Raw genomic sequence first — 14,561 nt, forward strand, 5'->3', positions numbered from 1 at the left:
CAGGATATACAGATGACATTAGCCATAAACCATCGTCGCATCATCAGATCCTTGCGGATTGTAGTACTGACGGGATGCTTATTTCAAACCGCACGCCTGCAGGCCGCGAATGTTACCGCCGTTTCTCCCGAGGCCAATGCGCAGCGGGTCGGTCCGTCATCCGACATTGTCGTGACCTTCGATGGGGCCATCCCCATGGCAGTCGTACATGGCGCGAACTTTACCGTGAACGGCGCGCAGAGCGGTCGCGTGGCCGGTATATTTACGGGCGGCGGTACCACCACTGTCACCTTCAATCCTACACGCGACTTTTATGCCGGTGAGGTAGTGACCGTTACGCTCACAGCGGGTCTGGGCCTGCCGTTGTCCGGATATACCTGGCAGTTTACCGTGGTTTCTGCTGCCGTAGTGCCCGCATTCGTGACGATTCCCGCCATCGAAACAAATGCCCAAAGTGCGCATGATGTTTACCCGGTAGACCTGGATGGCGATGGCGACCTCGACATGCTGGCGACGGGCCTGAATAATAATCTCGTGTCATGGTACGAAAATGACGGCTCGCAAACGCTCATTCCCCATCAAATTACTCCCACAGGCTCAACCTCGCCTACGTCCCTTCGCGCCGCCGATCTGGATGATGATGGCGATGTGGACATCGTGCTCACCTCCCCCTGGGACAGCAAACTTATCTGGTTAGAAAATAACGGGGCGCAGGTGTTTACCCCCCGTACACTCGCGTCTGGAGAGCCGGTTTCATTTGTCTATACCGCCGACGTGGATGGCGACGGCGATACAGATGTGCTCGCGGCCTGCGAAACAGTTAATAAGATCGTTTTGTACAGAAATGACGGGGCCGGAGTATTTACCGCCCAAACTCTCGCGACGGGCGTCGTGGGCGTGAATTGCTTGCAAGCCGCTGACATGGATGGCGATGGCGATCTTGACTTGGTGTCATCCGGTTATGTGTTGAATAATGGTAACGTTGCCTGGCATGAGAATCGCCAGGCTGCGGGCTTTACCTCTTATACCATCAGCACCACGGTGCGATATCCAAGATGGGTATATGCCACGGATCTGGATAGCGATGGCGACATGGATGTGATCTCTAACAGTGACTCCTCGGGTGAGAGCTTCTGGCATGAAAATGACGGATCACAAACATTTATCATTCATAACGCCATCACGCTGGGGGGAATTTACTCTGGCGGACGGGCCATCGAGGCCTCCGATATCGACGGTGATGGCGACATGGACCTGATCGGGTGGAGCTCAAACGCCAATCGGATTATATGGTACGAAAATAATGGAGCGGAAGTGTTTACCGGCCGTGTTGTGTCAACGGGCGCCGTAGATTATATGATGACAATTCGTGCCGCCGATATGGATAATGACGGCGACATGGATATCATGGCGGCCTCCCTCAATAACGGTAGAATATTCTGGTTCCCGAACAGCGCCGTGCCGGTGGCCAATCATGTACCATCCTTTACAAAAGACGCCGAGCTTGTTTGGATCTATGAAGACGATCCACTCGCCGACAACCCGTTGACAATAGCCACAAACATCTCCGCCGGACCGCCCAGCGAGTCCAGTCAAACCCTGGCCTTTCTGGTGAGCAACAGCAACCCGGCATTGTTCTCCATACAACCTGCCATCGACGCCATGGGAAAATTCCTGGTTCAATCCGCCCCGAATGCCTGGGGTGACGCCACCGTAACGGTTGTATTGAAAGACAATGGCGGCACCGCACACGGCGGCGTGGATCAAAGCGCACCTGTAACCTTTGTGGTCAGCATCCAGCCGGTGAACGATGCACCGCTGATAGACGCCGTAGAAGACATCACTCTTGTAGCAGGTAGCTCACCCGTTGAGCTCACACTCACAGGGCTCCATCCCGGCCCCAACGAAGACCACCAGCACCTGACAGTAGCAGCCTCTTCCGACACGCGCTTACTGCTGCCCAACCCGTCGGTTACCCTGCACGACGACGGTACCGCGACAGTGTCACTGATACCTGCCGCTGCCAGCACCGTAACCGTCACCATCGTAGTCCGCGACGACGGCGGCACGCTGCGTGGCGGCGACGATGAAACCACTATTACCTTCACCGTAACCATAGCCCCAGAGCCGGGGACAGACGACCCTCACACCGTTTTCCTCCCCACGCTGTTTTCTCCGAACGGCGACGGCGCCAACGACGCGCTTTGCGTACGCACCGCCGATGTTGCCGACATACGCTTTAGCGTATACAGCGCCGACGGCCACGAAGTCTTCCAAACAACCGACATCACCGAAGCTACCGAACGAGGCTGGAACGGCCGCTACCAGGGCCGCGACATGCCCGCCGGTACCTACACCTGGACTCTCCAGGGCCACTTCACCGACGGTAAGCCCCTAACCGTCAGCAAACACGCCTACGGCCAGGTAGTACTCCTCCGGTAACCCGCCACGGTAGCCGGTACCGGTGTTACGTGACTTTATAGTCAGAACAGGATTGAAAGAATATGAAAGCAATTACTGTTCTGACTATATACGTGCTACTATCCGCTGTGCCAACACTGGCTCAGGAACAAGATTCTACCAGTAAAATAATTTGCATTGTTGAGCACCCTGCACAATTTCCCGGTGGAGTAGGGGAGTATAAGAAATTTGTAAAGAAGAATGTAAAATACCCGGGGCATGGACGACTGTGTATTGAGGGATCTGTATATATTGGATTTACAGTCCATCCGGATGGATCTTTGACAGATTTTGCCGTTGTGAAGGGAATTTGTACGGAGTGCGATGAAAACGCGATGGAAGCTTTGAAGAAGATGCCCCGCTGGATACCGGCAACTACGAGCGACGAAAGAAAACCTATTAAGATCCGCATGACGGTGCCCGTAAAGTTTGGGCTGTGATGCTGCGTGGGTGGTGGAATTCACTAACCGGTTTTATCCACGCAAATGCGTGATCAGTCCTGAAACATCTTTGTCGCCTTTGCCTTCGGCAATCATTTCTTCAAAGTGTGCTCTTACTAATTCCGCTAGCGGTAGCTTGACTCCCAACGCCGCGGCGGTCTCTTGTGCGAGGCGTAGATCTTTGTTGGCCAGTGCGGTCGCAAAACCGTTGGGAACGTCGCTTTCCTGCACGATCAGGGTTCCGTAGTTCTTGAACACGGGGGCGCCGTAGATGGTGTTCAGCATGGTGTCCAGAAAGGCTGCTTTATCAATACCAGCTTTCTCCGCCATCAGCATTACTTCGCTCAACATCTCCACTACTGTGAAGACCATGAAGTTTAGCATCAGCTTCACTGTGTGGGCTGTGCCGGGCTCAGCGCCAAAGTCGAAGCTTCGCTGGCCGATGGCCGCGACGATCGGAGCGATCAGTGTCTTTGCTCCGGCATCACCTGACAGCAGGATGGACAATTGTCGTGCCGCAGCAGCCGGTGGGCGACCCATCACCGGGGAGGCTACGTAGTGCACACCACGGGTGCGACAGCGGTCGGCGAGGGTCTGGGCAGTTTCCGCTTTGATGGTGCTGAGGGAGAGGAACACTGTGCCGGGTTGGAGCGAGGGGAGTATCTGGTCAACGACGGCGGTTACGGCGGCATCGTCACTGAGCATGGTCATGACGACGGCGGCGGATGATGCGGCTGCTATAGGTGTTTGGGCGACACGGCCGCCCAGGGTCACGAGGTCGCGGAGCTTTTCGGGCGTGCGGTTATACAGGCTTACAGGGAAGCCTTGCTCGATGAGGTTTTTGGCAATAGGGTAGCCCATGTTGCCAAGCCCGATAAATCCAATGCTGGGGTTCATAGTAGTATCTCTGAATTGTTATGCACGCACGGTTGCGGATACACGCTTGCCAAGGTACGGATCATTTTGGGAGCGGAAAAGGTTGTGCGAACATGCGTTTCGTCTTTAGTCGCCGAAGGCAGGACTCTTTCCGGCAAATTTTGTATATTCACTAACTTCCTTTTTTAAGATTCACTTCATCACGTTAAAAATTAATAATGTTATGCTCAAGACAAGATTAATCTACCTATTGATGATTATGATGTGCTCTGCCGTCCTGCTGTCCTGTTCAGATGATAGCGGCGAGCACCCGGACCCCGATCCTGATCCCGGTCCGGTAGACGAGAGCGATGCGAAGGCGATTGTGACGTTTACGTTTGCCGACTTCGACCCGCCAATACCGGGTACGATCAATGAACCTGCGAAGACCATCGCCGTCACCGTGCCCCAGGAACTTACCGACATCACGGCACTGACTCCGACCATCACGGTTTCGGAAGGGGCGACCATTTCACCGGCGTCGGGTGTTGTACAAGATTTTACAAACCCGGTGACGTATACCGTCACAGCCGAGGATGCGAGTACGCAGCAGTACGTCGTGACGGTGACCTCCGTATCGGTGGTGGAATGCCTGCCGTCAAAGTTGCCGGCATTCCTGGGGAGGATGAACGTGTATTATACCGATGATCCGTTAGGAATCGACTATACGGAGTTTTTCTCAGAATTCGATCCGAACGAAGATTATACCGCCTTTTACGGATATACCAGCGGCCAGCTGGTTTGGATTGAATTTTACAGGTACCTGGATGATATCGAGCGCAAGGTCCAACGAACTACGTTTACCTACCCGACAGCCGGCGTGATCGTCGAGTCGAGATATTCATATAATTATCAGTCGAGCGACAACCCGCCGGCAGTCCTGGTGGGCAAGAATAGATACTATAAGACCGGCGATCAGATCACCGAAATGGAGCTGATCAATACGTCCGATCAGGTCACAGGGACCCTTATTTATCACTATAATGCAGCCGGCAACATCACATATCAGGAATACAAAGCGCCGGGCGGATCTCCTGTCTTCTCGCAATCCTATGAATATGATACTGCGGTGAACGTGTACCGGTTAACCGGGTTGACGGGATCGTACTGGCAGTACTACATGCCCGAAAACAACATGAGCCGGAACAACGTGACGCTGATCAACATTCCCGATATTGGGGAGGAGACCTTCGAGTATACCTATGATGAAAACAAGCTGCCATTAACGCGTTCGAGGGAGGGGCTGCCGGAAGAGGAATATGAATATCCTTGCGACTAAGACTGTGTCACGGTGTCGCGGTACAGGTCTTCCACCCGACGAATCATTGTCGTGGCCGAGAACTCTTCACGCACCAGACGCTGTCCCTTCTCTGCTGCTTGCGCGCGTACGTCGGGATGCCGGCAGAGATATGCCAACGTGTTGGCCATTTGCTGCGGGTCTTCGGGGGGGATAAAATAACCGGTGGATTTGTCGGATACGATTTCTTTGTTGCCGTCTACGCTGCTGCAGACGACGCATTTGTTCATGGCCATGGCTTCCAGCAAGCCAATGGAAAATCCTTCCCACCACGATGGCAGGCAGAAGATGTCTAACGCTTTCAGGATTGCGGGTACGTCGCTGCGGAATTTGATGAATATGATCGTCTCCAGCAAGTTAAGTTCGGTGGCCAGTGCGAGCGCTTCGTCTTTCATGTCGCCGTCGCCCACCATCAGTACTTTACTATTCTGGATGTCTTTTTTGAGCAGCGCGATGGCACGAATGAAATTGAGCGGGTTCTTTTGGTAGGTCACCCGTGAGATATAGCCGATCAGAATCTCGTCGGGACGGATGCCATACTCCTGTCGAACATCAGAGTGTGTACGCGTGGGGTCGAATTTGTTGAGGTCGACGCCATTGTGAATCACCATTGATTTCTTCAGACCGAAGAGCTTCTTTCCATCCGCTTCGTTGCTGTTGGAAACGCAGATGTTGCGGGCTGCCTGCCGGGTGATAAACTTCTCGGTATAGAGACGGGTATAGTAGGTTGTTTTGGACTGCGTTTTATGAAACGACCAGCCGTGCACAGTATATAACAACGGGAGGTTTAGGGCACGGGTAGACCAGAACAGGTTGGACGCGGCACGGGTGCCGTGGGCATGGACAATGTCGGGCGCGGTGTCGCGCAGAAACTGTTTTACTTTACCCCACACACGCACGTCAAAGGGCGTGGTGGTGGGAATAACCTGTACGGGGGTATTCATGGCCTGAAGGCGGTCAATCATTTCGCCGTCGGTGAAGCTGAGTACAACGGGTTCGACCAGGGATTTGTCAAACCCTCTTACCAGCTCCAGTACGTGTGATTCACCGCCTCCGACCTGACCCTGCCGGATCGAAAGAAGCACCTTCAGCGGTCGCTTCAGGACTTTTTGGTCCATCCTTCCGGCAGGTTTTTATTGATCTCGATGTTGCCAAACTCCTGGCTTGCACGGCTGCCTACTTTCTTCGCCCAGGCGGCCATTTTGCCAATGCCTGCGTCGAGTGTTACAGGATCACCGGTCTTGAAGACGCGGTGGCTCTTCTCGTGGCTGGAGTATGCGTGCAATACTTCTTTGCGCGCCTGCAGGTGTTTTACATTCGGTTTTGCGTCGAGGTGTTTGCTCACTACGTCCACCAGCTCGTTGATGGTATAGGGCTTGTCTGCACCGATGTTAAATACTTCGTTGTAGGCTTCTTTTACGTCGACACATTTGGCGATCGGAATGGCCACGTCGTCGATGTAGCTGAAGGCGCGGGTTTGTGTACCATCACCGAATATGGTCATTGGCAGGTTCTGCATGATCTGGTTCATGAAGATACCGATCACGTTGCGGTATTTGTCGCCGATGTTTTGGTTCTCGCCGTATACGTTGTGCGGACGGAATACTACATAATTGAGACCGAACATTTCGTGGGCGGCCTTGAGGTCAAGCTCTACAGCGTATTTTGACACACCGTACGGATCTTCCGGGGTAGGCACCATGTCTTCGGTCATCGGCACCTGGCCGGGGCCGTATACCGCGATGGAAGAGGTAAAGACAAAGCATTTTACATCGTGTTTTACCGACTCGTTGATCAGGTTGACGCTGCCGATCAGGTTGTTGTTATAGTTGAAGCGACGGATGAAGTGCGACAGACCTTCGGCGGCATATGCTGCCAGGTGGTATACATAGTCAAATTTGTGCTCGGCAAACAGCTTCGAGATGAGTTGTTCGTCGGTAATAGAGCCCTTTATAAACGTGGCGCCAGCGGGAATATGGTCTTCAAAACCGCCGCTGAGGTCGTCGAGAACGATGACCTGGTGACCGGCAGCCAGGCAATGTCTGGCAACGTGTGAACCGATGAAGCCGGCTCCGCCGGTGATGAGTGATTTAGCCATAATAAGGAAATGGTAAGAGTTATATTAAAATACTGTTGTTATAGCCATTTGTCTTTCCACATCTGGAAGATCAGGATGTTCCAGAGCTTCTGGTGGTTTACCTGGGCGCCGCTCAAATAGCGATCGCGTAATGCGATGATCGGTGCCGGGTTAAAGAAGTCGCCCTTCTTTAAGTTTTCTTCGCTGAGGTAATGCAGGAAGTAATCTTTTAATTCCTGGCGGAACCATACGGTCAGCGGCGCGATGAAGGGCTTCTTCGGCCGGTCCATCAGTGCCTTGTCCACATGCCGGTGTACGATGTCACGCAAGATCACTTTCTTTTCCTTGCCATGTATTTTGTACGACGACGGGAGCCGCGATACAAACTCGATGAGGCGGTGGTCGAGGAAGGGCTCGCGTCCTTCCAGGCCTACGGACATCGTGGCGCGGTCTACTTTTACCAGGTTATTGTCAACCAGGAACGTGCGATAATCGATGGCCAGCATTTTGTTGAAGGCATCGTTGTTATCGAGCATGTCCTTTTCCAGGTCGAAGTCTGTCGGTGGCAGCAGGAAACTGTGCTTGAGGTAACGCTTCAGCTCGCTGCCGGTGATATAGTGACTGATCTGCTTCAGCGCCGTCAACGGATTGCCTGAGCGCCAGATCTCGGATACTTTCTCGTAGCGTGTCGAGAAGTTATATTGGTCTTTCAGGTACGGCAACTTCTCCGGATTTACCATGCTCATAACCCCGGCCAGGGTGCGCTGCACCGGCTTGGGTAACTGCGAGGTGAGCTCGACGGACTGGATGAATTTATAGTACCCGCCGAAGATCTCGTCGCCGGCATCGCCAGACAATGCTACTTTTACCGACTGGCGCGCCAGCTTGGATACCAGCACCGTGGGGACGGTAGAGTTATCGGCAAAGGGCTCGTCGTAGATGTCGGGCAGGGTGGGGATGATGGCGAATGCTTCCGCTGGTGTGCAATAGTGCTCGGTATGATCCGTACCCAGGAAGTTGGCAATTTTTCTGGCTTCCGGCGCTTCGTCAAATCCTTCGACGTCAAAGCCGATGGTAAAGGTCTTGATCTTTTCGGTGCGTCCTTTTTGCAGCAAAGCAGCAATGGCTGTACTGTCATAGCCACCGCTCAAAAATACACCCACCGGTACGTCGGATACCATGCGGTATTCGAATGCCGATTTGAGGAGGCGTTCGGTTTCTTCGATGGCTTCCTCTTTGGAGATTTTCAGCTTCTCCTGGTTGTAGTAGTCGAGCACATTCCAGTACTGGTGCGTTACAACGCTGCGCTTTTGCAGGTCGATCTCCAAGTAGTGCCCCGGGCTGAGCTTGGTGGTATTTTTGAAGATGGAATACGGTCCCGGTACATAGTTGTATTGTAAGTACAGCGCCAGGTGGTTGTAGTCTATTGTCTTTTCAAAGGCCGGGTGACGGTGAAAGCTTTTGAGCTCTGACGAAAACAAGAACAGGTTATTGTGCCAGTAGTAGAACAGCGGCTTCACGCCCGCCCGATCGCGGTAAACATATACTTTGTTGGTATGGGTGTCGTGCAGCACAAAGGCAAACATGCCGATGAAACGTTGCACACAGGCCGGTCCCCAGGTCTTGAAGGCTTTCAGGATAACCTCCGTATCACCACCGCTGATAAACGAATGGCCTTGTGCGATCAGCTCCTGACGGATTTCCTGGAAATTGTAGATCTCGCCGTTGAAAACAATGCCAAGGTTCTCAAAGAACATGGGTTGGTGGCCGAGTGGCGAAAGGTCCAGGATAGACAGGCGCCGTTGCCCGAGGCCGAGCGTATAGTTGTCGTGTTGTACGACGTGATAGCCGGAGTCATCAGGACCGCGGTGGGTAAGACAGTCGACCATGCCGACGAGTACGTCGCGGCCGCTCTTGCCCGTAAAGTCGATAAAGCCACTAATGCCACACATGTTGCCGAAGAGGGTTAGAGTACTTGTTTAGGAGGTTCTACCGTGGCCAGTGATTTATTCAATGGCTCGTGTTTGTAGAGGTTCATGTTCCTGACGTTCCAGAACACGCCGCGATAGAACGAACGCAGGTGCTCGAACTGCCCGGAGAACAGGAAGGATAACGTATTTTTGGGAATGGTAAACGTCACCAGGAATGCGAGGAAACACGACAGCTGGAAGCTGTTGGAGTTCCTGCGCATGAACAGAATACGGTTCTTATTGTTGTAGTAGGTCTTGATCGCGCTGGCTTTGCCCATGGTGATGGACTCTTTGTGATAGATAAAGACCTCTGATTGATAGAAGATCTTATAGCCATGCTTTACAGTCTGTGACGACCAGTCAAGCTCTTCGTAGTAAATAAAGAAGTGATCGGGGAATACGCCAACGCGGTCGGCTACCTCGCGTTTCACAAGCATGGCTGCACCGTTGGCGTAGTCTGTATAGCCGGACACGTTGTGTTGGCCTTTGTCCTCTTCTTTCTCGCCGACCTGGCGATTCTTACCCGTGAAGGGGTTGATCTTGGTATAGCCCGCGTATTGAATGATGTCGGGGTGGGAGAAGTAGCGAATTTTCGGGCTGACCATGCCAATAGAAGGGTCTTTCTCAAACGGCTCGATGAGCTTTTCCAACAGATTGGTACTGGCAATCTCGGTATCGTTGTTGAGAATGAAGAAGTAATCGCCTTTGGCAATCTTTAACCCAATGTTGTTACCCCCTGTGAAGCCGAGGTTGGCGTCGGTCACGATCATGCGTACGTGCGGGTATTTTTCTTTTACAATCTTCGAAGGGTTCTCTTTAGAAGCATTGTCTACGAGAATGACCTCGTAGTTGGTATACGTCAACCGTTTGAGCGACTCGAGACATTCTAGTGTAACGGGCAGCTGGTTGTAGTTGATCAGGATAATGGAGACAAGGGGTTGCTGTTTCATCGCTTTATTTTTTTGATTCTACCGTAGTAGTGGAATGCGGTGTGTGGATAAATTTCTTATTGGCATTCTTCAACCGGAACAGGTTGAAGAACATGAGTGCAAAGGCTTTGGGCAGACTGGCCACGGCAGTGAGGAGCTTTTTGTCAAAGTACTTCGTCGGAACGGCAATGACCAGGGCCGCCACATACAGGATGGCATATGCCCACGTCCAGGTATACCCGAGCACGAGGTAGTGACGCAGCAGGGTAAACACGATAACCAGGATCGGCAGGCAGCCCAGCGTCAGAATTCGCGGCAGCAACAGGTTGCTTAGTACCGATGCCTCGAAGAAGATAAAGTCACCTTTGAGGAGTGCACGTACACCTTTCGTGAAGTTGCGCTGCAGGTATACAAACTGGCTGGAGAGCCAACGGCGGCGTTGATTCGAAAAGGCTTCTGCCTGACGGGTCTTCTCGTCATATACTTCGGCGCTTTCCAGATAGTAGATCCGTTGTTTTTTTGTCAGCAGGCGGAGGTGCAGCTCGCGATCAAAGCCGCCTACGGAGTCCATGGCGTTGATGTGGTCGCGGAAGGGCTGGAAGGGGAATGCCATGGCCGAACCGATCAGCGACGACGAGAGGCCCACGGCGTTATACCCTTTGCGGAAGATCTGGTTGTTGATAGCCTCGCTGATGGAATCGAGATACGCCATCGGTGTGTCGCTGTTCTTAGCCACACGGCGACCTTGCAGGTTGAGAAACCCATTGTTGAAGGCTTGATTGATCTTCGCGAGAAAGCCTTCTTTCATCACGTTGTCGGCGTCGAGTATGACGGCGAGGTCATAGCCTTCTATTTTGGCGAGGGCAAATTGCAGGGCGCGTACTTTCGTACTTTTCTCGAACGATACTTCAAATACCGTAGCGCCGGTTTGCTGCAGGGCCTGCACGGTGGCGGGTTGCAGTGAGTCGGCAATGACGAAGACGGTGAAGGCTTCCGGCGGGTAGTTGTGCCGTACCGCCAGCTCAGCGGTGCTGACAATGACACCATCTTCTTTATAGGAGGGTATCAGTACAGCGATGCGGCTGTGTTTGTTTACCGTGCCTTTAAAGAAGCGATCTTCACGGTATATAAAACTAATGGCTGAGAAGAAAAAGTTGTGAAATACGACAAAGCCAAAGTAAACCAGTAGAATAATTTCCAGTACTAACATCTAGGTACAAAATTCTGCATCGCTATGCCTGCACTTTTTGGAGCAGGGCGGGGATGGTGCTGAAAAGAATTTTTAAGTCATACAGGAAAGAGTTCTTCATGGCATACTCCATGTCGAGCTGAATGCGTTCTTCTTCCGACATGTTGTCTTTGCCACGTTTGGTCACCTGCCAGAGACCGGTGATACCGGCGGGCGCCAGGAAGCGCCAGGCGATTTGATCTTTGGTCAGTTTTTCGGCCTCGTACAAGGGGAGAGGACGATTGCCGACCAGCGACATATCTCCTTTGAGTACATTGAAAAGCTGCGGCAGCTCATCCAGGCTGGTATCGCGCAGGAACTGGCCGAGGCGTGTTACACGCGGATCGTTCTTGATCTTATAGAATACACTTTGCTCGGCGCTCTCGGTATACTGGTTCAAGTGCGTCAGCCTTTGCAGCTCGGCATCAGCGCCCGTACGCATACTTCTGAATTTATAGAAGTCAAAGATTTTATAGCCTGAGCCAGCGCGCTTGGCGATGTAGAAAATCGGGCCTTTCGAATCCAGCTTGATCAGGATTGCCGTGATGATCATGATGGGCAACAACGCCACGATCATGCCGCCAGAGATAATGATATCGAACGTACGCTTGAGCGCCCACAGCTTGATCTTGGGCACGTCGGCCACCTGCGGCGCGGCATAGGGTTTGTTACCGCGTTTGTTTTTATACGTTTTGAGCTTGTATATAAAATCGAGGCGTTTTAACGACGCCGCGGTGATGTTGCCATAGAAGTAGTCGTCCATGCCACGCTTGAGGGCAATCTCTTTGCAGTCGGCATCGAACTTAGCCGAATACAGGACTACTGGCAGGGCGTATTCTTTGGCAAAGTCTTTTACCAACGCGATGTCCGTCTGGCCCTGGTCGGGGCTAATGAAGACGGCGTCGAACTTTTCGCCGGAAGCGAGGTGTTGTTGCACGGCTTTAGCAGTGCTGTTGGTAAATAGTATCTCGTCTTTACCGTACTCGTAGTCGGGAGTGACAGAGATAAAGCCTACCCGCAAAATGTGGCGGGTGAAAGCCTGCACTTTCATGGTAGTTGACACGGAAGGGTTCAGGGGTTCCTGAACGTTGAGTTGTAAAGCTACGTCCATACTTTTTTACGAAAACAGTTTCTCCTTACTTGCGGATAACGCACGTTTCACTTCAGTCACCAGGGACTGTGGCTCGAAGGGCTTCACCAAATATGTGAAAGCTCCCAGATCCAGGCATTGCTTGCGCTTGTTGGTATCTTCGTATCCTGACAGGATAATCACGGGAATGTTTTTGAATAACCCGCTAGTACTTAGATTTTCCAACAGCTCCAAGCCATCCAGAGAAGGCATTTTGAGATCGGAGATGATGAGATCGGGAATGTGCCCGTCGGTAAGCCATGACCAGGCCTCCATACCGTCGTTCATAATAACGACCTCATAATTGTTTTTCAGTATCCTCTCTAAAAGCCAGCATAGAGGCACGTCGTCCTCAATAACCAATACCTTCTTCATGGTATTAAATGTTTAAATACCTTAAGATGCTGCTTTAAAGATCGGGAGTAGATTAAAGAAGAGATCTTTAAAGCCAACTTACTAAATAGACAAACCAAAGCTAAATAAAAAAAATGACACGGATGTAACCTTTCATTTTAAAATTATTTAAAAGTTTAAACGCTTAGCCCGCTTTTTAGATGCACAAAGGGGAAAAACGCGGTTTTTTCAAAAGTGTTACCGTGGATACACCATGTCAGGTGTATGTAACCTTTAGTAAGGTTTTGTAACAATTTCAATCGTTTTTTGTCTGTGTATCTTACCGGTATCGGTATACCGGAAGGCTGGAACGGAGAGGTGGTCTTTGGGTACTTCATACGCCGGCAGCGCTTCCTGAAGTTTCGCCAGGATAACGTTCCACTGCTGGGGAGTAAATTCCATGCCATCAATAATAAGTGTCAATTTGTGCCCCAGCCTGGGGTCGGGTAATCCGCAGACGATAAACGAACGTGCAATATTCAACCCAAGCAGTACTGCACCGACGGCTTCCTCTACTTTCTCCGGTATAATTTTTACACCGCCGCTATTAATAATATTGTCCCAACGGCCCAGCCACTGGAAGGCGTCGGGTGCCATGATTTTTACCAGATCATTGGTGATAATCGATTGTGGCACATGGGGCGCATGAATAACCAGGCAGCCACGCTCGTCGAGGGTCAGAATAACGCCCGGCATTGCCCGGAATACGGATGACGCGTCGGGACCGTTGAGTTGTTGAAGCGCTATATGCGAGATGGTTTCGGTCATGCCATAGGTTGCGTAGAACCGGCCGGGGAGTGTTGCTAATGCCGGCAGCGCATGCAGGTCAAGGGCAGCACCCCCGATCAACGTATGGCGAATGGCCCCGAGCCGTGCTCTCTCGGGCGAGTCCAACATGGCGTATACCTGGTAGGGCACGAGGGCGGTAAAGTCTATTGTCCGGTTTGTGGGCACGGCAGCCAACGGATTGGCGGTGGGCGTGACGGCAACGATACGCATACCGGTCGTCAGGCAACGCACCAGCATCATTTTACCTGCTATATAGCGTGTGTCGAGACAGACCAACGCGGTATAGCCCGGCAGGAGTCCCAGGGCCTGGGCCGTGAGGGTAGCGCTGGTCAGCATTTGTTGCCGCGAAACGGTAATGGGCTTGGGCGTGCCGGTAGAGCCGCTGGTGTGCAAGGCAAATGTTGTGTCGCCGTGCAGCCAGGCACGGACAAAGTCCAGGGTACTTTCTTCAAACGGTGTAGTCGCCAACGAAGTGAGGTCGCCCGTCAGCACGTCGGCCAGAGCCACGTCACGGCCGTTTAACCACAGGGTGGGATAGGGGTATTCGTCAGCCTCCGTAGTTGATATCTTTTTTGAATCGTTCGATGATCTCGAGCTCATTTTCATGTATACCACTGCACGCTTCAGCCACCTGGGTCATGACGCGGATGGCTTTTTCTTTCAGCTCTTGCGAGAGCGCATGATCCTTATATTTCCGGAAGTCGTGGATGGCTTCGTTATAGGCCTTCTCTGCCGAGGGTTGAATGACCTCGTCCAGTAATTCGAACCGGCTTTGGGCGGCCCAGGAATCGTACTCCAGCTCGTTCTGGATGATCTTGTGGAAAGCGATGCGCTCTTCCGAGCTCAGGCCCTTGTCGGCTTTTGCGATGACATAGGCCAGTTCGGCAATACTTCGCAAAATCTCAAGCTTCTCAATTTTCATTGGGTAAGTTGT

At 52.2% G+C, this 14,561-nt stretch carries 13 protein-coding genes; 3 read left to right on the plus strand and 10 right to left on the minus strand.

Annotation, left to right across the window (positions count from 1 at the left end; genetic code table 11):
- Positions 1-12: 12 nt before the first annotated feature.
- Both KK062_RS14980 and KK062_RS14985 read left to right on the plus strand, forming a co-directional pair.
- The gene (locus KK062_RS14980) at positions 13-2,442 is read left to right on the plus strand and encodes an FG-GAP-like repeat-containing protein (RefSeq protein WP_254085126.1); all 2,430 of its coding nucleotides are present in this window, start codon (positions 13-15) and stop codon (positions 2,440-2,442) included.
- Positions 2,443-2,504: 62 nt separating this feature from the next.
- A complete protein-coding gene (locus KK062_RS14985; RefSeq protein WP_254085127.1) occupies positions 2,505-2,900 on the plus strand; it encodes a TonB family protein in 396 nt (131 codons plus the stop codon).
- A gap of 33 nt (positions 2,901-2,933) precedes the next feature.
- On the opposite strand, the gene KK062_RS14990 is transcribed toward KK062_RS14985, so the two are convergent.
- On the minus strand, positions 2,934-3,797 hold the full coding sequence (locus tag KK062_RS14990) for an NAD(P)-dependent oxidoreductase (RefSeq protein WP_254085128.1): 864 nt from the start codon (positions 3,795-3,797) through the stop codon (positions 2,934-2,936).
- A gap of 202 nt (positions 3,798-3,999) precedes the next feature.
- On the opposite strand from KK062_RS14990, the gene KK062_RS14995 reads away from it, so the two are divergent.
- The gene (locus KK062_RS14995; protein WP_254085129.1) at positions 4,000-5,094 is read left to right on the plus strand and encodes an SGBP N-terminal domain-containing protein; all 1,095 of its coding nucleotides are present in this window, start codon (positions 4,000-4,002) and stop codon (positions 5,092-5,094) included.
- On the opposite strand, the gene KK062_RS15000 is transcribed toward KK062_RS14995, so the two are convergent.
- The 9 genes from KK062_RS15000 to KK062_RS15040 all read right to left on the minus strand — a co-directional run bounded on the left by KK062_RS15000 (position 5,091) and on the right by KK062_RS15040 (position 14,549).
- Complete coding sequence (locus KK062_RS15000) at positions 5,091-6,230, minus strand: glycosyltransferase family 4 protein (RefSeq protein ID WP_254085130.1); 1,140 nt, start codon at positions 6,228-6,230, stop codon at positions 5,091-5,093. The two genes, KK062_RS14995 and KK062_RS15000, sit on opposite strands and share 4 nt — an antisense overlap.
- Positions 6,212-7,210 (minus strand): NAD-dependent epimerase/dehydratase family protein, encoded by a 999-nt coding sequence (locus tag KK062_RS15005; RefSeq protein WP_254085131.1) that lies wholly within the window; start codon positions 7,208-7,210, stop codon positions 6,212-6,214. The genes KK062_RS15000 and KK062_RS15005 overlap by 19 nt, the downstream gene beginning before the upstream one ends.
- Before the next feature lie 38 nt (positions 7,211-7,248).
- The gene (gene asnB, locus KK062_RS15010; protein WP_254085132.1) at positions 7,249-9,141 is read right to left on the minus strand and encodes an asparagine synthase (glutamine-hydrolyzing); all 1,893 of its coding nucleotides are present in this window, start codon (positions 9,139-9,141) and stop codon (positions 7,249-7,251) included.
- 14 nt (positions 9,142-9,155) lie between these two features.
- The gene (locus tag KK062_RS15015; protein ID WP_254085133.1) at positions 9,156-10,109 is read right to left on the minus strand and encodes a glycosyltransferase family 2 protein; all 954 of its coding nucleotides are present in this window, start codon (positions 10,107-10,109) and stop codon (positions 9,156-9,158) included.
- Between the two features lie 4 nt (positions 10,110-10,113).
- Entirely contained in the window at positions 10,114-11,298 is a 1,185-nt protein-coding gene (locus KK062_RS15020; RefSeq protein ID WP_254085134.1) for a glycosyltransferase family 2 protein, read from the minus strand.
- Positions 11,299-11,320: 22 nt separating this feature from the next.
- Entirely contained in the window at positions 11,321-12,427 is a 1,107-nt protein-coding gene (locus KK062_RS15025) for a sugar transferase (protein ID WP_254085135.1), read from the minus strand.
- 6 nt (positions 12,428-12,433) lie between these two features.
- Positions 12,434-12,820 (minus strand): response regulator, encoded by a 387-nt coding sequence (locus tag KK062_RS15030; RefSeq protein WP_254085136.1) that lies wholly within the window; start codon positions 12,818-12,820, stop codon positions 12,434-12,436.
- Positions 12,821-13,072: 252 nt separating this feature from the next.
- Positions 13,073-14,227, minus strand: a complete 1,155-nt coding sequence (locus KK062_RS15035) for an AMP-binding protein (RefSeq protein WP_254085137.1) — start codon at positions 14,225-14,227, stop codon at positions 13,073-13,075.
- Positions 14,175-14,549, minus strand: a complete 375-nt coding sequence (locus KK062_RS15040; RefSeq protein WP_254085138.1) for a tellurite resistance TerB family protein — start codon at positions 14,547-14,549, stop codon at positions 14,175-14,177. Before KK062_RS15040 ends, KK062_RS15035 begins: the two co-directional genes overlap by 53 nt.
- Positions 14,550-14,561 lie beyond the last annotated feature (12 nt).

Origin of the sequence: Dawidia cretensis (assembly GCF_018598175.1) — a bacterium.
Taxonomy (GTDB): domain Bacteria; phylum Bacteroidota; class Bacteroidia; order Cytophagales; family Cyclobacteriaceae; genus Ohtaekwangia; species Ohtaekwangia cretensis.